The sequence below is a fragment of the Achromobacter denitrificans NBRC 15125 genome, assembly GCF_001571365.1.
GTDB classification, from domain to species: Bacteria; Pseudomonadota; Gammaproteobacteria; order Burkholderiales; family Burkholderiaceae_B; genus Achromobacter; species Achromobacter denitrificans.
Map to the genome: position 1 here is coordinate 84,501 of NZ_BCTQ01000019.1, position 18,989 is coordinate 103,489.

General features: G+C 65.7%; 15 protein-coding genes. 4 read left to right on the plus strand and 11 right to left on the minus strand.

Annotated elements, in window-relative coordinates; all coding sequences use genetic code 11:
* Positions 1 to 7 precede the first annotated feature (7 nt).
* The 4 genes from pstA to ppk1 all read right to left on the minus strand — a co-directional run bounded on the left by pstA (position 8) and on the right by ppk1 (position 5,517).
* Complete coding sequence (gene pstA, locus ADE01S_RS17075; RefSeq protein ID WP_075873369.1) at positions 8 to 862, minus strand: phosphate ABC transporter permease PstA; 855 nt, start codon at positions 860 to 862, stop codon at positions 8 to 10.
* Between the two features lie 25 nt (positions 863 to 887).
* Positions 888 to 1,904 (minus strand): phosphate ABC transporter permease subunit PstC, encoded by a 1,017-nt coding sequence (gene pstC / locus ADE01S_RS17080; protein WP_062682924.1) that lies wholly within the window; start codon positions 1,902 to 1,904, stop codon positions 888 to 890.
* Between the two features lie 155 nt (positions 1,905 to 2,059).
* Positions 2,060 to 3,097, minus strand: a complete 1,038-nt coding sequence (gene pstS / locus ADE01S_RS17085) for a phosphate ABC transporter substrate-binding protein PstS (RefSeq protein WP_062682925.1) — start codon at positions 3,095 to 3,097, stop codon at positions 2,060 to 2,062.
* A 344-nt stretch (positions 3,098 to 3,441) separates the two neighbouring features.
* On the minus strand, positions 3,442 to 5,517 hold the full coding sequence (ppk1, locus tag ADE01S_RS17090; protein ID WP_062682926.1) for a polyphosphate kinase 1: 2,076 nt from the start codon (positions 5,515 to 5,517) through the stop codon (positions 3,442 to 3,444).
* Positions 5,518 to 5,738: 221 nt separating this feature from the next.
* Here ppk1 and ppx point away from each other — a divergent pair, with 221 nt between their 5' ends.
* Positions 5,739 to 7,226, plus strand: coding sequence for an exopolyphosphatase (gene ppx, locus ADE01S_RS17095; protein WP_062682927.1), 1,488 nt, complete (start codon positions 5,739 to 5,741; stop codon positions 7,224 to 7,226).
* A 178-nt stretch (positions 7,227 to 7,404) separates the two neighbouring features.
* On the opposite strand, the gene ADE01S_RS17100 is transcribed toward ppx, so the two are convergent.
* The 5 genes from ADE01S_RS17100 to ADE01S_RS17120 all read right to left on the minus strand — a co-directional run bounded on the left by ADE01S_RS17100 (position 7,405) and on the right by ADE01S_RS17120 (position 13,352).
* Entirely contained in the window at positions 7,405 to 8,211 is an 807-nt protein-coding gene (locus tag ADE01S_RS17100; protein WP_062682928.1) for a GNAT family N-acetyltransferase, read from the minus strand.
* Between the two features lie 214 nt (positions 8,212 to 8,425).
* Entirely contained in the window at positions 8,426 to 9,769 is a 1,344-nt protein-coding gene (gene glmM, locus ADE01S_RS17105; protein WP_062682929.1) for a phosphoglucosamine mutase, read from the minus strand.
* Positions 9,766 to 10,611 (minus strand): dihydropteroate synthase, encoded by an 846-nt coding sequence (folP, locus tag ADE01S_RS17110; RefSeq protein WP_062682930.1) that lies wholly within the window; start codon positions 10,609 to 10,611, stop codon positions 9,766 to 9,768. Before folP ends, glmM begins: the two co-directional genes overlap by 4 nt.
* An 18-nt stretch (positions 10,612 to 10,629) precedes the next feature.
* Complete coding sequence (gene ftsH / locus ADE01S_RS17115) at positions 10,630 to 12,516, minus strand: ATP-dependent zinc metalloprotease FtsH (protein WP_062682931.1); 1,887 nt, start codon at positions 12,514 to 12,516, stop codon at positions 10,630 to 10,632.
* A gap of 203 nt (positions 12,517 to 12,719) precedes the next feature.
* A complete protein-coding gene (locus ADE01S_RS17120; RefSeq protein ID WP_062682932.1) occupies positions 12,720 to 13,352 on the minus strand; it encodes an RlmE family RNA methyltransferase in 633 nt (210 codons plus the stop codon).
* Between the two features lie 18 nt (positions 13,353 to 13,370).
* On the opposite strand from ADE01S_RS17120, the gene ADE01S_RS17125 reads away from it, so the two are divergent.
* Positions 13,371 to 13,964, plus strand: a complete 594-nt coding sequence (locus ADE01S_RS17125) for a YhbY family RNA-binding protein (protein ID WP_062682933.1) — start codon at positions 13,371 to 13,373, stop codon at positions 13,962 to 13,964.
* Positions 13,965 to 14,172: 208 nt separating this feature from the next.
* On the opposite strand, the gene greA is transcribed toward ADE01S_RS17125, so the two are convergent.
* Positions 14,173 to 14,649 carry a transcription elongation factor GreA gene (greA, locus tag ADE01S_RS17130; protein WP_062682934.1) on the minus strand — a complete coding sequence of 159 codons (477 nt, stop codon included), beginning with the start codon at positions 14,647 to 14,649 and terminating at the stop codon, positions 14,173 to 14,175.
* A 674-nt stretch (positions 14,650 to 15,323) separates the two neighbouring features.
* On the opposite strand from greA, the gene ADE01S_RS17135 reads away from it, so the two are divergent.
* The gene (locus tag ADE01S_RS17135; protein WP_082775829.1) at positions 15,324 to 16,943 is read left to right on the plus strand and encodes a methyl-accepting chemotaxis protein; all 1,620 of its coding nucleotides are present in this window, start codon (positions 15,324 to 15,326) and stop codon (positions 16,941 to 16,943) included.
* Between the two features lie 49 nt (positions 16,944 to 16,992).
* Here the strand turns inward: ADE01S_RS17135 and ADE01S_RS17140 are convergent, their stop codons facing one another.
* Positions 16,993 to 18,306 carry a solute carrier family 23 protein gene (locus ADE01S_RS17140; protein ID WP_062682936.1) on the minus strand — a complete coding sequence of 438 codons (1,314 nt, stop codon included), beginning with the start codon at positions 18,304 to 18,306 and terminating at the stop codon, positions 16,993 to 16,995.
* A gap of 152 nt (positions 18,307 to 18,458) precedes the next feature.
* Here ADE01S_RS17140 and ADE01S_RS17145 point away from each other — a divergent pair, with 152 nt between their 5' ends.
* The gene (locus ADE01S_RS17145) at positions 18,459 to 18,878 is read left to right on the plus strand and encodes a FlxA-like family protein (protein ID WP_062682937.1); all 420 of its coding nucleotides are present in this window, start codon (positions 18,459 to 18,461) and stop codon (positions 18,876 to 18,878) included.
* Positions 18,879 to 18,989: the final 111 nt, after the last annotated feature.

Consider the following 18,989-nt stretch of genomic DNA (forward strand, 5'->3'; position numbering starts at 1 on the left):
GCGATCTTTACTTGCGGAACATGTTGCGGGCAATGATGTTGATGCCCAGCACCAGCAACGTAATCAGCGTGGCCCCGGCCCAGGCCAGGTTGTTCCAGTCCTTGAAGGGGCTGGCGGCGTATTGGTAGATCACGACCGGCAGGTTGGCCATCGGCGCGTTCATGTTGAACGACATGAACTGGTTGGACAGCGCGGTGAACAGCAGCGGCGCGGTCTCGCCGGAGATGCGGGCGATGGCCAGCAGCACGCCGGTGATGATGCCGGTCTTGGCGGCGCGATAGCACACCAGGGTGATCATGCGCCACTTGGGGCAGCCCAGCGCCGCGGCGGCTTCGCGCAGGCTGTTGGGAACCAGCAGCAGCATGTTGTCGGTGGTGCGCACCACCACCGGGATCACCAGGATGGAGAGCGCCAGCGCGCCGGCCCAGCCCGAGTAGTGCCCCACCTGCGCCACGTACACGGCGTAGATGAAGAGGCCGATGATGATGGAAGGAGCCGACAGCAGCACGTCGTTCAGGAAGCGCGTGGCCGGCGCCAGCCAGCCGCGGTGGCCGTATTCGGCCAGGTAGGTGCCGGCCAGGATGCCGACCGGCGTGCCGATCAGCGTGCCGACGCCAGCCATGACCACGCTGCCGAAGATGGCGTTGATCAGGCCGCCGGCCTGTCCGGGCGGCGGGGTGATCTCGGTGAACAGGGTCAGCGACAGGGCGGGCGCGCCCTTGACCAGCAGGGTCAGAATGATCCAGAACAGCCAGAACAGCCCGAACGCCAGCGTGCCCAGCGAGACGGTCAACATGATGCGGTTGACCACGCGGCGCCGGCGGTAGATGCCGTTCTGCATATTGAGTACGGATACAGCCATGTTTTTTCCTTGTGCTCGCGGCGCGTCAGGACTTCTTGCCTTCGTTGGCGGAGAGGCGAATCAACAGCACCTTGGCCAGCGCCAGCACGATCGTCGTGATCAGGAACAGGATCAGGCCCAGTTCCAGGAGCGCCGCTTTCTGGATCCCGCCCGCTTCGTTGAATTCATTGGCCAGCGCGGAGGCAATCGAGTTGCCGGGCGAGAACAGCGAGCCGGACCACTTGAAGGCGTTGCCGATGACGAAGGTGACGGCCATGGTCTCGCCCAGCGCGCGCCCCAGGCCGAGCATGATGCCGCCGATGACGCCGGACTTCGTGAACGGCAGGACCACGCGCCACATCACTTCCCAGGTCGTGCTGCCCAGGCCGTAGGCCGATTCCTTGAGCATCGTCGGCACGAGTTCGAACACGTCGCGCATGACCGCGGCGATGAACGGGATGATCATGATCGAGAGAATCAGGCCCGCCGTGAAGATGCCGATGCCGAAGGGCGGCCCCGCGAAGATGCCGCCGATCACGGGCACGCTGCCCAGCGTGGCGATCAGGAAGGGCTGCACGTATTGCTGGAACACGGGGACGAAGACGAACAGGCCCCACATGCCGTAGATGATGGACGGAATGGCCGCCAGCATTTCGATGGCGGTGCCCAATGGGCGACGCAGCCAGGTGGGCGACAGTTCGGTCAGGAAGATGGCGATGCCGAACGACACGGGCACGGCGATGATCAGGGCGATGGCCGAGGTCAGGAGCGTGCCGATGATGGGCACGACCGCGCCGTAGTTCTGGTTGACGGGGTCCCAGTCGTTGAGCCAGAGGAACGACAGGCCGTATTTGGCCAGCGATTCCCGACTGCCATAAATCAGGGACACCAGGATCGCCGCCAACAGGATGAACACCAGGAAGGCGAACAGCCGTGTCAGATTCTTGAATAGCGCATCCATCAGCGCGTTGTTGTTTTGCTTCATAGGCGAAGGCGTGCCGGTAGTCACGGAGTCCGCCACGCTGGGCGGAAGCGGCACACTATTATCCATTACCGCGCTCATGGATGGACTTTCCTTGGAAAATCTGAGGGAGAGACTTCGGGGGGTTGGGGCGGGCCGGCCCTGGCTTCCTTGGAGGGAAGGCCAGGGCGGTCGTGATGGGTTGCGCGCGCTCCGGGCCGGCATTCTTGCCGAGTCTTTGCCGCGCTACACCCATCCTACCAGACGGCCTTGCCGTCGGCGGCCTTGACCTCGCCCCAAGCGGCGCGGATTTCCTTGGTCACGGCTTCCGGCAGCGGCACGTAGTCCATCGCTTCGGCCGACTTGGCGCCGTTCTTGAACGCCCAGTCGAAGAACTCCAGCACAGCCTTGCCCTGGGCCGGCTTGTCTTGCGACTTGTGCACCAGGATGAAGGTGGCGGCGGTCACGGGCCACGAATCGGCGCCCGGCTCGTCGGTCAGGACCACGCCCATGCCGGGCGCGCTCTTCCAGTCGGCGTTGGCGGCCGCGGCGGCGAAGGCCTTCTGCTCGGGCTGGACGAACTTGCCGTCCTTGTTCTGCAACTGCGTCCAGGCCAGCTTGTTCTGCTTGGCGTAGGCGTATTCGACGTAGCCGATCGAGTTCTTCAGTTGGCCGACGTAGGCGGCGACGCCTTCGTTGCCCTTGCCGCCCTGGCCGGTGGGCCACTTGACGGCCTTGCCTTCACCGACCTGCGACTTCCAGTCGGCCGACACCTTGGACAGGTAGTTGGTCCAGCCGAAGGTGGTGCCCGAGCCGTCCGAACGGTGCACGACGATGATGTCGGCCGACGGCAGCTTGAGGTCGGGGTTCAGCGCCTTGATGGCGGCGTCGTCCCACTTCTTGATCTTGCCCAGGAAGATGTCGGCCAGCACGGTGCCCGACAGCTTCAGCTTGCCCGGCTCCACGCCGTCGATGTTGACCACGGCAACGGTGCCGCCGATCACGGCGGGGAACTGCAGCAGGCCGTTCTTTTCCAGGTCGGCTGCCTTCATCGGGTCATCCGAAGCACCGAAATCGACGGTCTTGGCGATGATCTGCTGCTGGCCGCCGCCCGAACCGATCGACTGGTAGTTCACGGCGTTGTTGGTGGCAGCCTTGTAGTCCGACGCCCACTTGGCGTAGATCGGGTACGGGAACGATGCGCCGGCGCCGGTCACATCGGCGGCCTGGACGGCGAAGACGGCGGCGCTCAGCGCGACGCCCAGGGAAACTTGTTTGAAGACACGTTTGAACATCTGGGTTCCTTCTGTGCTCGTTGGAGGAGTCTTGGCAGGCTTGGGAACTGCCTGTCTTTCAGCGACCCTCGCATCTTAGAAGTCCAAGATGACAGGATAGTGACAGTCATGATCCCCCCCCCGCAGGCGCTGCGCGCCTTCCCCCCCAGGGGGGCGCCGGTGGCGGACCGGCGGAGCCGGATCCGCGCGGCCTGGCTTTGGGGCACCTTGCCTCGGATGTCGGCCATGGGTGTGCGGGGCGCTGGAGGCGAGTGGGGGGCACCGGAGGCGGATCCGCGGGGACGGATCAGCTGGTGTGGATCGGGGCGTTGCGTCGAAACGCCGCCCCTTTCGGGCGGCGGGAGTTACACGCCGAGCTTCTGCATCAGGTACTGATGCACGTTGAAGGGTTCGCGGCGGCTCTTGACGCGGGCGTAGTCGCCGTCGGGCTGCTGCTGCCAGGCGAGCTGGTTGTCGCGCAGGGCGTAGGTGAAGGCCTCGTCGATCACTCGTTTTTTCAGGGTCTTGTCGTAGATCGGGAAGGCGATTTCCACGCGGCGGAAGAAATTGCGGTCCATCCAGTCGGCCGAGGACAGGTAGACGGTTTCCTCGCCGTCGGCATAGAAGTAGAAGACCCGGGAATGTTCCAGGAAGCGGCCCACGATGGAGCGCACCCGGATGTTCTCGGACAGCCCCGGCACGCCCGCCCGCAGGGCGCACACGCCGCGCACGATCAGGTCGATCTTCACGCCGGCCTGCCCGGCCTTGTAGAGCTCTTCGATGACCTGCTCTTCCAGCAGGGAGTTCATTTTGGCCATGATGCGGGAACGCTTGCCCGCCTTGGCCGCCCGGGCCTCGGCGCGGATCAGGGCGACCATGCCGTCGTGCATGGTGAATGGCGACTGCATCAGCGCCTTGAGCGAGCGGCGCGCGCCCAGGCCGGTCAGTTGCGCGAACACCTTGTCCATGTCCTCGCACAGCCGGGGATCGGCGGTCAGCAGGCCGAAATCGGTGTAAAGGCGCGCCGTGCGCGGATGGTAGTTGCCGGTGCCCAGGTGGGCGTAGCGGCGCAGGCGCCCTTTCTCGCGGCGCAGTACCACGGCCATCTTGGCGTGCGTCTTGTGCGCCACCACGCCGTACACCACGTGGGCGCCCACCTCTTCCAGCTTGGAAGCCCAGTTGATGTTGGTCTGCTCGTCGAACCGCGCCATCAGTTCCACCACCACCGTCACTTCCTTGCCGGCGCGCGCCGCGGCCAGCAGGATCTTCATCAGCTCGGAGTCCTCGCCGGTGCGGTAGATGGTCTGCTTGATGGCCATGACGTCCGGATCCAGCGCGGCGGCGGTCAGGAAATCGATGACGGGCTGGAACGACTGGTAGGGGTGATGCAGCAGCCGGTCCCGCTCGGCCACGGCCTCGAACAGCTCGGAGGGCTTGTCGCCCACCTTGTCGAACGGCGCCGGCACGGGCGCGCGGTAGTCGGGAAACAGCAGATCCGGCCGCGAATCCGAATTGCACAGCTGCATCAGGCGCGACAGGTTCACCGGGCCGGGCACGCGGTAGGTGTCCTCGGCCTTCAGGGAGAACTCGCGCTGCAGGAAGGTTTCGAGCTCGACCGGCGTCAGCTTGTCGATCTCCAGCCGGACGGCGGCGCCGAAATTGCGCTGCGACAGTTCGCCCTGCAGGGCGTGGCGCAGGTTGGTGACTTCCTCTTCGTCCACGAACAGGTCGCTGTTGCGCGTCACCCGCCATTGGTAACAACCCAGCATCTCCAGGCCGGGGAACAGCTCGCCGACGAAGGCGCGCAAAAGCGAAGTCAGCAGAATGTAGCCCTCGGGGTGGCCGGAGAGCTCCTGCGGCATCTTGATCAGGCGCGGCAGCGCGCGCGGTGCCTGCACCACGGCGATCGAGGCCTGGCGGCCGAACGCGTCCGCCCCCGACAGCGACACGATGAAATTCAGGCTTTTGTTATAGACGCGCGGAAAGGGATGCGCCGGATCCAGCCCGATGGGGGTCAGCAGCGGCATCACGTCGCGGTTGAACACTTCGCGCGCCCATTCCTGCTGCTGCGGATTCCATTCGGACGCGTGATGCAGGGTGATGCCCTCCGCGTGCATGGCGGGAAGGATCTCGTCGTTCAGCAGGTTGTATTGGCGCCCGACCAGTTCGTGCACGGCCTGCTGGACGTGCTCGAACGCCACGTCCGGGGTCATGCCGTCGGGCCCCACCAGGTTCGGCGACTGGCGCTGCTGCTCCTTCAGGCTGGAAATCCGGATCTCGAAGAATTCGTCCAGGTTGGAACTGACGATGCACACATAGCGCAATCGTTCGAGCAGGGGCGTTTTCGGATCCTCCGCCATCGCCAGCACACGTTCATTGAATTTCAGCAGCGACAGCTCGCGATTCATGAGCAAGGGCTCGGCGGGAGGGCGTGAGGGCATACCGGGTTCCATACGTAGGGGGAGCGTGGAGTTTTACTGCAAAAAAGTGACGGTTCCATGACACAACGCCAAAAACGTAGCGTACGCCAAAACCGGGACGTATAACGGTCCGATATATTCTCCCAACCCCCTGTTCCGTAAGAAAAAACACGGGGTTCGGAACGCTGTCACATGGGGTCTCTATAATCAGGCCACCTCACAGCCAATATTTCACGAGCCGCATGGATCAACTTCTGGCCGCGGTGGACCTCGGGTCCAACAGCTTTCGCCTCTCCATCGGACGCATCGTTCAGCAGGACGGTACGCCCCAGATCTACCAGATCGATCGCCTCAAGGAAACCGTCCGGCTCGCCGCCGGGCTGGACGCCGAAAAACGGCTGGGCGACGACGCCATCGACCGCGCGATCGCGGTGCTGGAGCGCTTCGGCGACCGCCTGCGCAGCTTCCACCCGAACCGCGTGCGCGCCGTCGCCACCAACACCTTCCGCGTGGCGCGCAACACCCGCGACTTCCTGCCTCGGGCCGAGGCCGCGCTGGGCTTCCCCATCGAAGTCATCGCCGGCCGCGAAGAGGCCCGCCTGATCTTCTCGGGGGTGGTGCACACCCTGCCCCCCTCGCCCAATAAGCGGCTGGTCATCGACATCGGCGGCGGATCCACCGAGGTCATCATCGGCAAGGGGCACGAACCCTCGCTGATGTCCTCGCTCTACATGGGCTGCGTCAGCTTCAGCCGCCAGTTCTTCTCGGACGGCGTGGTGGACGCGCACCAGATGAAGCAGGCGGAACTGGCCGCCCGGCGCGAAATCGAAGTCATCGCCAAGCAATACCGCAAGATGGGCTGGAAAGAGGCCTACGGGTCGTCCGGCACGGCCAAGGCGCTGTTCGCCATCCTGACCGAAAGCCGCTTCTCCGACCGCGGCATCACGCGCGCCGGCCTGACCAAGCTGAAAGACCGCATCGTGCGCTCGGGCCGCGTCATTCCCTCCGAGCTGCCCGGCATCAAGATCGAACGCGCGGACGTGCTGCCAGGCGGCCTGGCCATCATGAGCGCCCTCTTCGACGAATTGGGCATCGAGGTCATGCACACCGGCGACGGCGCGCTGCGCCTGGGCGTGCTGTACGACCTGCTCGGCCGCGACGACGAGCACGACAAGCGCGACGAATCGGTGCGCCAGTTCATGAAGCGCTACCACGTGGACCTCAACCAGGCGCGCCGCGTGCGCCACGCGGCCCTCACGTTGTTCGACGCGATGTTCCCGGACGGTCCGGAGCGCGCCGAACTGCGTCCGGCGCTGGGCTGGGCCGCGGACCTGCACGAAGTGGGCCTGTCCATCGCCCACAACGCGTATCACAAGCACACCGCCTACGTGCTGGAAAACGCCGACATGCCGGGCTTTTCACGGGCCGACCAGCAACTGCTGGCGTTGCTGGCCCTCGGCCATCAGGGCAAGCTGACCAAGCTTGAACCGCTGGTGCGCTCGCGCCCCCAATGGAAGGCCATTCTGAGCCTGCGCCTGGCGGTGCTGCTGTTCCGCCGCCGCAACGAGATCGAACCGCTGCCGCTGACCGCCTCCGTGCGCGACACGTCCATCGTCGTGCGCGTCAACCGCGACTGGCTGGCCCAGCACCCCCTGAGCGACTTCACGCTGCGCGCCGAAGAAGCCGAATGGAACAAGGTGGGATTTTCGTTCGAACTGCTGGAGTTCTAGGAAGCGGCGCGGGCGGCAAAGCCGCCCGCCGCGCGGCCGGCCGTGCCTTGCACGCCAGCGCTAGAAGGGTGAAAGATCCGTTTCGCGGTCGAGCCGCTTGAGTTCCATGCGCAGGGGCCGCGTCGCCCGCCGTATCAGCCTGATCTTCATGCGGCGGAAGAGGCGGCGCATGGCGGTCTCAGCGCTGGGCGGTCGCGGCGGCCGGCTGATCCAGGCCGAAATGACGGCGGTAACGCTCGTCCATGCGTTCCATCTTGAGCAGCACCGGGAAATCCGCGGCATTGAAGTCCGGATCCCAGGCGGGCTCGCCACAGACCTTGGCGCCCAGCTTCAGGTAGCCCTTGATCAGCGGCGGCACGCGGGCCGGCAGGGTGCTGTTCAGCTTTTCCACGGGGTAGCGGTGCAGCGGCGTGACCCGCGGCTCGTCGCCCTGCGGCAGGTGCTTGGAGATCGTGCGCCAGACTTCGGCGGCAGTGACGCCGTCGTCGCGCAGGCTCACGCTGGCGCAGCCCAGCACATATTCGTAACCGCCGCGGCGCAGGTATTCGGCCAGGCCGGACCACAGCAGCATGATGACGCCGCCGCCGCGGTAGTCGGCGTGCGTGCAGGAGCGGCCGACTTCGACCACCTCGTCCCGGATCGGGCCCAGGCCGGACAGGTCGAACTCGGACTCCGAATAGTATCCGCCCGCCTCCCGCGCCTTCTCGGGCGTCAGGATGCGGTACGTGCCCACGACGCGGCCGCTATCCAGCTCGCGGACCATCAGGTGTTCGCAAAACGGGTCGAAGCGGTCGTGCTCGACGCCATCCTGCGCATCGGGAAACACCGCCCCCATATCCTCCGTGAAGACCTCGTAGCGCAGGCGTTGAATCTGCTCGATTTCTTCAGCGGTGCGCGCCAAGCCCACCACCAGCACCTTGGCGGCGGCGCCGGTCCAAGGTTCTGCGGCATTACGGCTCGGATTGATGCGTGCTAATTCCAGCATTGCGCGAAGCTCCTAGAGAGTCCAGTCAGTGTGGACGCCCTGTATGTCAAAGACTTGACCAATATGTTACGTGACTATGAAGTTTAGTTCGGCGAAGAACCCTTCATTTTGGGCAGATATCGACAATTCTTTACAAACCAATGCTAATTGATGACAAAGAAAGGCCACCCATCAGGCGACGGGTGGCCTTTGTCTCAACGCAAGACGCGTCCATTTATCCCAGGCTGGCCGCCAGCTTCTCCGCCGACGCGACGGCGAGCGCCTCGTCTTCGGCTTCCACCATCAGGCGCAGCTTCGGTTCGGTGCCGGAGGCGCGGATGAGGATGCGGCCGCGGCCGTCCAGATCCGCCTCGACGGCCTTGCGCGCCGCGGTCAGCCCGGCGTGGGTTTTCCAGTCCAGGCCCGGCGCCAGCGGCACGTTGATCATTTTCTGCGGGTACATGCGCAGGTCGCTCACCCACTCCGACAGGCCCACCGCATTGCGGCGCAGCGCGGTCAGGACCTGCAGCGCGGCCACGATGCCGTCGCCGGTGGAGTGGCAGTCCAGGCACAGCAGGTGGCCGGAGCTTTCGCCGCCGTAGAGCCAGCCGCGCGCCTGCATCTGCTCCAGCACGTAGCGGTCGCCCACGTTGGCGCGTTCGAAGCCCACGCCCAGGCGCTTCATTTCGCGCTCGAAGCCGAAGTTGGTCATGAGCGTGCCCACCACGCCGTCCACCTTGCCGCGCTGCATGCGCTCGCGGACGATGGCGTACATGAGCTCGTCGCCGTTGTAGATGCGGCCGTCGCCGTCCACCATCTGCAGGCGGTCCGCGTCGCCGTCGAGCGCGATGCCCAGCTGGGCGCCGCGCGCGCTCACTTCCTTGGCCAGCAGCTCGGGATGCAGCGCGCCCACGCCCTTGTTGATGTTGAAGCCGTCGGGATGCACGCCGATGGCATGCACCTCGGCGCCCAGCTCGCGGAAGACGTGCGGCGCGATGTTGTAGGCGGCGCCGTGGGCGGCGTCGACCACGATGGACATCCCGTTGAGGTCCAGGTCGTTGGGAAAGGTGCTCTTGCAGAACTCGATGTAGCGGCCCTGCGCGTCGCCCATGCGGCGGGCGCGGCCCAGGCCTTCCGAGGCCACGCAGCCCAGCGGCTCGTCCAGCGCGGCTTCGATGTCGGCCTCGATCTCGTCGGGCAGCTTCATGCCCTGCGCCGAGAAGAATTTGATGCCGTTGTCGTGGTACGGATTGTGCGAGGCGCTGATGACGATGCCCGCCACCAGGCGCAAGGCGCGCGTCAGGTAGGCCACCGCCGGCGTCGGGACCGGCCCGGCCAGCAGCACGTCGATGCCCGCGGCCGACAGGCCGGCCTCCAGGGCCGACTCCAGCATGTAGCCGGAGATCCGCGTGTCCTTGCCGATCACGACCTGGGGACGGCTGCCGCCGCGCACGGCGTGCTCGCGCGCCAGCACGCGCCCGGCCGCGTAGCCCAGGCGCAGGGCGAATTCGGCGTTGATCACCGGACCGCCAACCTCGCCGCGCACGCCATCGGTGCCGAAATACTTGCGTCGAATCATGAAGTGATTGCTCCTTGTTCTGCCGCGTGCCAGACCTTGAGTGCGTCGACGGTGGCGGCCACATCGTGCACGCGCACGATGGAGGCGCCCCGCGCCACGCAGGCCAGCGCCGCGGCGATGCTGCCGGGCAACCTGTCGTTCACCGGCCGGCCAGTCGCCTGGCCGATCATGGTTTTGCGCGACAGGCCGATCAGCAATGGATAGCCGATGCTGCGCAGGCCGGACAGCCGGCGCAACAGTTGGAAGTTCTGGTCGCCAGTCTTGCCGAAGCCGAAGCCCGGATCGAGCACGATGCGGCGGGGATCGACCCAGGCGGCGCGCAGCTTGTGCGCGCGAGCTCCCAGAAAAATCCCGATTTCACCGATCAGGTCGGTGTATTCGGGCGGGGTCGCCTGCATGGTGCGAGGCTCGCCCTTCATGTGCATCACGCACAGCCCGCAGCGCGATTGCGCCACCGCCTCGACGGCGCCAGGCTGACGAAAGCCGTAGATATCGTTGATCATGTCGGCGCCCGCGTCCAGCACGGCCCGCATGACTTCCGGCTTGAAAGTGTCGATCGACAGCGGCACGCCGCAGTCGCGCAGCGCCTCGATCACCGGCAGCAGCCGGGCCAGTTCGTCGCCCACGGAGACGGGATCGGCGCCGGGCCGCGTGGATTCGCCGCCCAGGTCCAGGATCTGGGCGCCCTCTTCGATCAACTGGCGCGCATGCGCCACCGCGGAATCCGTATCGTCGTGCTGGCCGCCGTCGGAAAACGAGTCCGGCGTGACATTGACGATACCCATGACAAGCGGGCGCTCGAGATCAAACTCGAAGCGCCCGCAAAGAAAGTTATTTGCCATAACTCAGGACGAAAGCCCTCAGACCGCAGCCGCCGTGTTGCCACCTGTCGCCAGGCCGGTCGGGGGCGTGTCGGAGGTGTCCGACGGCCCCGAAGGCGTCTTCGGGGGACGCGGCGGACGGCCCTCGATGATGTCGTTGATCTGGTCGGCGTCGATGGTTTCCCATTCCAGCAGCGCGGCGGTCATGACTTCGACCTTGTCGCGGTTGTCTTCCAGGATCTTGCGCGCCACGCCGTATTGCTCGTCGATGATGCGGCGGATCTCGGTGTCCACCTTCTGCATGGTGGCTTCCGACATGTGGGTCGTCTTGGTGACGCTGCGGCCCAGGAACACTTCGCCTTCGTTCTCGGCGTAGACCATGGGGCCCAGCTCGTCGGTCATGCCGTAGCGCGTGACGATGTCGCGGGCGATGGCGGTGGCGCGTTCGAAGTCGTTCGAGGCGCCCGTCGTCATCTGGTCCATGAAGAGTTCTTCGGCGATGCGGCCGCCGAACAGCACGGCGATGGTGGACAGCAGGCGGCCCTTGTCCATGCTGTAGCGGTCGGTTTCCGGCAGCTGCATGGTCACGCCCAGCGCGCGGCCGCGCGGGATGATGGTGACCTTGTGGACCGGGTCGGTCTTGGGCAGCATGCGCGCGACGATCGCATGGCCGGATTCGTGGTACGCGGTGTTCTTGCGTTCCTCTTCGGGCATGACGATGGAGCGGCGCTCGGCGCCCATGATGATCTTGTCCTTGGCCTTCTCGAAGTCGGACATATCCACCGTGCGGCCATTGCGGCGGGCGGCGAACAGCGCGGCTTCGTTGACCAGGTTGGCCAGGTCGGCGCCCGAGAAGCCCGGGCAGCCGCGCGCCAGGATGGTCGCGTCGACGTTGGGCGAGAGCGGCACCTTGCGCATGTGGACCTTCAGGATCTGCTCGCGGCCGCGGATGTCGGGCAGCGGCACCACGACCTGGCGGTCGAAGCGGCCCGGACGCAGCAGCGCCGGATCCAGCACGTCGGGACGGTTGGTGGCGGCGATCACGATGACGCCCTGGCCGGATTCGAAGCCGTCCATTTCCACCAGCATCTGGTTCAGCGTCTGTTCGCGCTCGTCGTTGCCGCCGCCCAGGCCGGCGCCGCGCTGGCGACCGACGGCGTCGATTTCGTCGATGAAGATGATGCAGGGAGCATGCTTCTTGGCGTTCTCGAACATGTCGCGCACGCGGGCCGCGCCCACGCCGACGAACATTTCAACGAAGTCCGAGCCGGAGATGCTGAAGAACGGCACCTTGGCTTCGCCCGCGATGGCCTTGGCCAGCAGCGTCTTGCCGGTACCCGGCGAGCCGACCATCAGCACGCCGCGCGGAATGCGTCCGCCCAGCTTCTGGAACTTGCTCGGGTCGCGCAGGAAGTCGACCAGTTCCTGGACGTCTTCCTTGGCCTCGTCGCAGCCGGCGACGTCGGCGAACGTGATCTGGTTGGTGTTCTCGTCGAGCATGCGGGCGCGCGACTTGCCGAAGCTGAACGCCCCGCCCCTGCCGCCGCCCTGCATCTGCCGCATGAAGAAGACCCACACGCCGATCAGCAGCAGCATGGGGAACCACGAGACGAAGATGCTCATCAGCAGCGATTGCTCTTCGCGCGGCTTGCCCGACACCTGGACGCCGTACTTCAGCAGATCGGAGACCATCCAGAGGTCGCCCGGGGAGGTCAGCGTGTAGGCGCGGCCCGCGTCAGGGGTGACGTACAGCACGTCGCCCTGGACGTCGACCTTGCGGATGCGTCCCGCTTTGGCGTCGTCCATGAACTGCGTGTAGGTCACGCCGTCCTGCGTCTGAGCGCGTCCGTCGAACTGTTTGAAGACGGTGAATAGCACGAGGGCTATCACCATCCAGACAGCGACTTTCGAAAATGAATTATTCAAGGTCGATCTCCTGCTTTCGATTCCGACCGGCGACCGCGCACCCGCATATGGCACAGTCACAAGTATGTCAATAGCCCATTCTACCCTGTCAGGCGAGATTGCGTCCTGGCATCCCTGGGCCCCTCTAGATTTCGTCTGATTCGTAAGTTTTCTGGTCGTTGTCTCGGCAGGCGATAGGTTTTTCTTGCCCGGGCGGGCCCGGGCTATTTCAGATCGCGCGCAACCAAAAAGGTTTCGGAGGATTTGTCCCGAGACGCCTTCGGCTTGCGTTCGACCACCCGCTTGAAGCGCTGTTTGTAGGACTGCACGATCTGCGAAAAGCCGCTGCCGTGGAAGGCCTTGACGATCAGCGCCCCGTTGGGCTTCAGGTGGGCGCAGGCGAATTCCATCGCCAACTCGCACACATGCTGGATACGCGCCGAATCGGCGCTACCCACGCCTGACAAGTTGGGGGCCATGTCGGAAATAACAAGGTCTACCGCGCGCGATCCGACCATGTCTTCCAATTGTTTCAAAACGTCATCCTCACGGAAGTCGCCCTGGATGAATTCGACCCCCGCCACCGGCTCCATGGGCAGGAGATCCAGCGCGATGATGCGGCCGTCCACGACGCCGCCCGGCCCCGCCAGGCGCTCGCGCGCGACCTGGGACCAGCTGCCGGGCGCCGAGCCCAGGTCCACGACCAGGTCACCCCGGCGCATCAGTTTTTCGGCGTCGAGGATCTCGATCAATTTGAAGGCGGCGCGGGCCCGGTAGCCCTTCTGTTGCGCCAGCTTCACATAGGGATCATTGATGTGCTGGTGAATCCAGTCTTTGGAGAATTTATTCTTGGCCATTACCGTACAATTCCACGCATGCCTATATTAGAACTTACCTCTCGTGAGCGCAGCGACCTTCGGTCCGCCGCTCACCCTCTGCGCCCCGTCGTCCTGATCGGCGACAACGGCCTGACCGAAGCCGTGCTCAAGGAAATCGACCTGGCGCTGACTTCGCACGGCCTCATCAAGGTGCGCGCCGGCGGCGACGACCGCGAAGCCCGCGAAGCCATGCTGTCGACCATCTGCGACACGCTCTCGTGCGCGCCGGTCCACCACCTGGGCAAGATCCTGATCCTGTTCCGCCCGCTGGCCGGCAACATCAAGCCCGCCTCGCTGGCCGCCCTGGAACCCGAACGCCCGGCCAAACGCCGCGCTTCCGAGCCCCATACGCCCAAGAAGCTGGCCGCCGAAGGCAAGACCCTCGCCAAGCGCCCGCGCCGCAGCGAAACCGAGGAACCCAAGCCCAAGACGCGCTTCGTTCCCGCGGACCAGCTCAACAAGAACGGCAAGCCCATGCGCCCCAGCACCAAGAAGGCCTCCGGCAGCGGCCACGGCATCCCTCGCCGCGCCGGCAGCGCCCTCAGCCTGCGGGCCGGAGCCCGCAGCGGCACCAGCCGCCGGTCGAAATAAAAAAATACGGCGGCAATATTGCCCCCACGCTGCGCCTGCGGCTTGCTGGCCCCAGGGGGCCGGCAATAGTAAACCGTAAACGCCAGGCACAAAAACGGGCGCTTTACGCGCCCGGCCCACCACAGCTGCCCGCATTGATCCGCGGATTCCGCGCTACGCGCGGTTCGGACTATGGTGTTTTGACAGTTTCCAGCAGACTACTTCGGCGTCAGATGTAACGAACGCCCAGGACTTCATACTCGCGAACACCAGCCGGGGCCTTGACCTCGACTACGTCGCCTTCGCTCTTGCCGATCAATGCGCGGGCCACCGGGCTCGACACGGAGATCAGGTTCGATTTGATGTCGGCTTCAACGTCGCCGACGATCTGGTACGTCACGCGATCGCCCGAATCCAGGTCCTCGATCTCGACGGTTGCGCCAAACACGGCGCGGCCTTCGGCCTCAAGGGCGGTGGGGTCGATCAGGTGGGCATTGGAAAGCGTGCCTTCAAGCTCAGCAATCCGGCCCTCGATGAAGCCTTGGCGCTCGCGAGCAGCATCGTACTCGGCGTTTTCCGACAGATCGCCCTGCGCGCGCGCCTCGGCGATGGCGTTAATCACGGCGGGACGTTCCACGGTTTTCAGCCGCTGGAGCTCTTCTTGCAAGCGCTCGGCCCCGCGCACGGTCAAAGGAATGGCAGACATGTCGTTTCCCAAACAAAAGTAGAAAACGCCCCCGACGGAGCGTTCTCGGTGAAGGTCGCAAAGGCCCGCGCGCGGATGCCGCCGGGTACTTCGATAATGACGGTGCGGCGCGGACGACCAAAACAAAACCCCGGCTCGGGTCGGAACCGGGGCAATCAAGGTCATATTGTGGGCAAAGTCCACGGGAATTGCAAGCTGCCGGAGAAAACGTCGTTTTCGGCGGATTTCGCCGCTGTAACACGCTAAAACCCGTCATTTCCATCAACTGTCCTTGCTTTCACGCAAGATGCGGCGGCAATCGCGGTCGCCCGAAGATTTCACGCGCCTTTTTGTTGCGGGAAAACTACTCGGGGATAACCTCTATCGCCGCCCGACATCGCATCGACCCGAGAAAAAACCCTGAAGCAAATCCGCAAAACCGGTATAAAAACAAAATAGTTCAATTAATGACTAATTAATACAAAACATTATTCTCGAACGGTTTCTCCCGCCCCTCATAAAGGCATCCCCGCCCGCGACGGCGGACTGCGCGGGACGGGTTGCTGGCGATCTTGGCGGTTCTGGCGGGCGCATCGCACAACCACCCGGCGCGACGCCCGCCGCTCCTGCGCGCGGAGGGCAGCCCGGGGCCGGCCCTGCTCGCGACGGAGTGCGTTGAGTAAGGAGAAATGCTCATGCTGGAAAAACTGAAAGTCCGCACGGGAATGCTGCTGGTGCTGGGCTGCTTCGTGCTTGCCCTGACGCTGGCCAGCGGAGTGGGCTGGATGAACGCCCAAAGCAGCGTCACCGAGATCAAGGACTTGAACAACGTCGCGGCGCAGCAGGTCGACCCCTTGTACGACGCGAACGCCGCGCTGCTTCGCACGCGCTTGGCGCTTGGCGCGGGCATGGCGGCCATGCAGTCCGGCGCCATGGACCGCGCCGCCCAGGCCGCGCAGGACGCCGCCAGCCATCTGGCCACGGCCCGCGAGCGCTTCACCCGCTACATGGCTGTGCCCAAGACCGAGCGCGGCCAGGTGCTGGCGCAGGCGCTGCAAGGCCGCTTCACGGAGTACGGGGCGGTACTGGACGCGCTGGGCGCGGCCCTGACAGAGCGCTCCCCGGCCCGCTATCAGCAGGACGAGAGCCGGATTCCGCAGGCGGACGCCTTGTTCGTGAAGGACATGCAGGCCTTCCTCGCGCGAGTCGAGGAACGCAGCAGCAGCGTGCTGGCCAGTTCCGAACGGACCTACGCCACCGCGCGGATCTCGGCGATCGCCCTGATGTCGGCCGCGCTGCTGCTGACGGCCCTGTGCTGGACGTTCATCCGCCGCGGGGTGCTGCTGCCCCTGCAGGAAGCCGGCCGGCACTTCGACCGCATCGCGGCGGGCGACCTGACGGCGCGCGTGGAAAGCCGCTCGGGCAACGAGATCGGCGCCCTATTCGCCGCCCTGCGACGCATGCAGGAGGGGCTGACCCGCACCGTGACGTCCGTGCGCCAGGGCGTGGAGGAAATCAACGTGGGCGCGGCGGAGATCGCGGCGGGCAATGCCAACCTCTCCACGCGCACCGAAGAGCAGGCCGCGGCGCTGGAGGAAACCGCGTCGACCATGGAAGAGCTGGCCGTCACGGTCAAGCAGAACGCGGAGAACGCCATACAGGCCAACCAGCTGGCCGCGGCCAGCATGGACGTGGCGCAGCGCGGCGGCCAGACCGTGGACCAGGTGGTGGCCACCATGCAGGGCATCTCGGACAGCTCGCGCCGCATCGCCGACATCGTGTCGGTGATAGACGGGATCGCCTTCCAGACCAACATCCTGGCGCTGAACGCGGCCGTCGAGGCAGCCAGGGCCGGCGAGCAGGGCAAGGGCTTCGCGGTGGTCGCGGGCGAGGTCCGCTCCCTGGCCCAACGCGCCGCGCAGGCGGCCAAGGAGATCAAGGGCTTGATCGAGACCTCGGTGGATACCGTCGCGGCCGGCTCGGAACAGGTTGCCGCCGCCGGCCGCACCATGGAGGAGATCGTGACCTCGGTGCAGCGCGTGGCCGGCATCATGGGCGAGATATCGGCCGCCTCCGCCCAGCAGGCCGGCGGCATCGACCAGGTCAGCCTGGCGATCACGCAGATGGACGAAGTGACGCAGCAGAACGCGGCGCTGGTGGAAGAGGCGTCCGCCGCCGCGGCGGCGATGGAGGAACAGGCGCGGCGCCTGGCCGACGCCACGGCCGTGTTCAAGACGCAGTCCGGGCAGGTCATCGAGGCGGCGCCGGCGCCCTTGGCCCGCATGCCGCAAGCCTCGCGGCTGACCCGCGGCTAGGCCCGCGGACGTGGCCGGGGGGAACGCGGGCGCGTTCCCCCCGCCGCGCCTATGACTTCCTGCGACGCAGCAAGGCGTAGAGGATGATGGCGCCGAAGGTCGCGGTACCGATGCCGCCCAGCGTGAACGAGCCCAGCTTGACGGTGAAGTCACCCGCGCCCAGCACCAGCGTGACCGCGGCCACGATCAGGTTGCGGTTGTCGCTGAAATCCACCTGGTTCACCACCCAGATGCGGGCGCCGGCGATGGCGATCAGGCCGAACACCACGACCGACATCCCGCCCAGCACGGGCCCCGGGATGGTCTGGATCAGCGCGCCGAACTTGGGCGAGAAGCCCAGGACGATGGCGATCAGGGCGGCCACCACGAACACCAGCGTGGAATAGATGCGGGTAACCGCCATCACGCCGATGTTCTCCGCGTAGGTGGTGACGCCCGTGCCGCCCACGGCGCCGGACACCATGGTCGCGACGCCGTCGCCCACGAAGGCGCGGCCCAGGTAGCGGTCCAGGTCCTGGCCGGTCATGGCGCTGACGGCCTTCACGTGGCCCAGGTTCTCGGCCACCAGGATGATCGCGACGGGCACGATCAGGCCCATGGCTTCGGCCTTGAAGACCGGCGCGGCGAAATGCGGCAGGCCGAACCAGGCGGCCGCCGAGACCGCGGCGAAGTCGATGGGCTTGCCCATGCCCAGGCCGTTGGCGAAGACGCCGTACACCACGCAGGCCAGGATCATGCCCACGAGAATCAGCAGGCGCTGCACCATGCCCTTGGTAAACACGGCGATGCCGCCCACGCAGAGGATGGTGACCATCGCCATGACGCTGTCGAAGCCCGACGCCCCCATGGCGCCCTTGGCGGCGATGGGCGCCAGGTTCAGGCCGATCACGGCGACCACTGCGCCCGTGACGACGGGCGGCATCAGCGTATCGATCCAGTTCGCGCCGCCGCCGGCCCGCGCGTTCGCGAACCATACGATCAGGCCGATCAGCGTGTAGGCCAGGCCGCAGGCGATGATGGCGCCCAGCGCCACGCCGATGTTGGCGTTCGGGCCGGCGCCGGCGTAGCCGGTCACCGCGATCACGCCGCCGATGAAGGCGAAGCTGGAGCCCAGGTAGCTCGGCACCCGGCCGCCCACGAACAGGAAGAAGATCAGCGTGCCGATGCCCGACATCAGGATCGCGACGTTCGGGTCGAAGCCCATGAGCAGCGGCGCCAGCACGGTGGACCCGAACATGGCGACCACGTGCTGGGCGCCCATGGCCACGTTCTTGGGCCAGGACAGCCTTTCGTCGGGCGCGATGATGACGCCGGGCTCGGCGTCATCGGCCAGGCGCCAGCGCGGAAAATAGGAATTGGACATGGATTCCCCGGGATGTGATTCGAATGGAGGATACGGATTGCGAGCGGGCGCCAGTGTAAAGGGGGCTGCGAAGGGCGGGCAATGCTTAAGTTCCGCGCAGGAATGCCGTATTGGTAGAAACCCCGAAATCCTTACAGGCAGCAGGAGCAACCATGGCGATCAATTCCATCAGCGGCACCTCCCGGATCAACAGCCTGGCCGACCTCTGGGCCGAGAAGATCCAGGCCAACAAGGAAGCCAGGAACGGGCAGTCCTCGGAAGCGTCCGTCTCGAACGAGGACGGCAGGATCCGCGTCAGCAACCCCGGCGGCATGAAAGTGGGCGGCGCGCAGGCGGCCGAAGAAACCGACAACGACGACGAATTCACCCGCCAGATCAAGGAGTTGCAGAAGCAGCTCAAGCGCGTCATGGAGCAGATCGCCAGGGTCAAGGCCAGCGGCATGTCTGCCGAAATGAAAGCCCAGCAGTTGCAGGCGCTCAATGCGCAGGCCCTGCAGATCCAGGCGCAGATCGCGCAGGTCATGGCGCAGCAGGCCCGCGCCATGAAGGGCGGCGTGTCCGCCACGGCCTAGCGCCGAACGCCGCGGCCGGCCCCGCTGATAGGCCGCATCAAAATTTCTGATTGGACGCATCGCGGACCAGACATTACTGTCTCCGGACAAATCTAAAACCACGGAGACAAA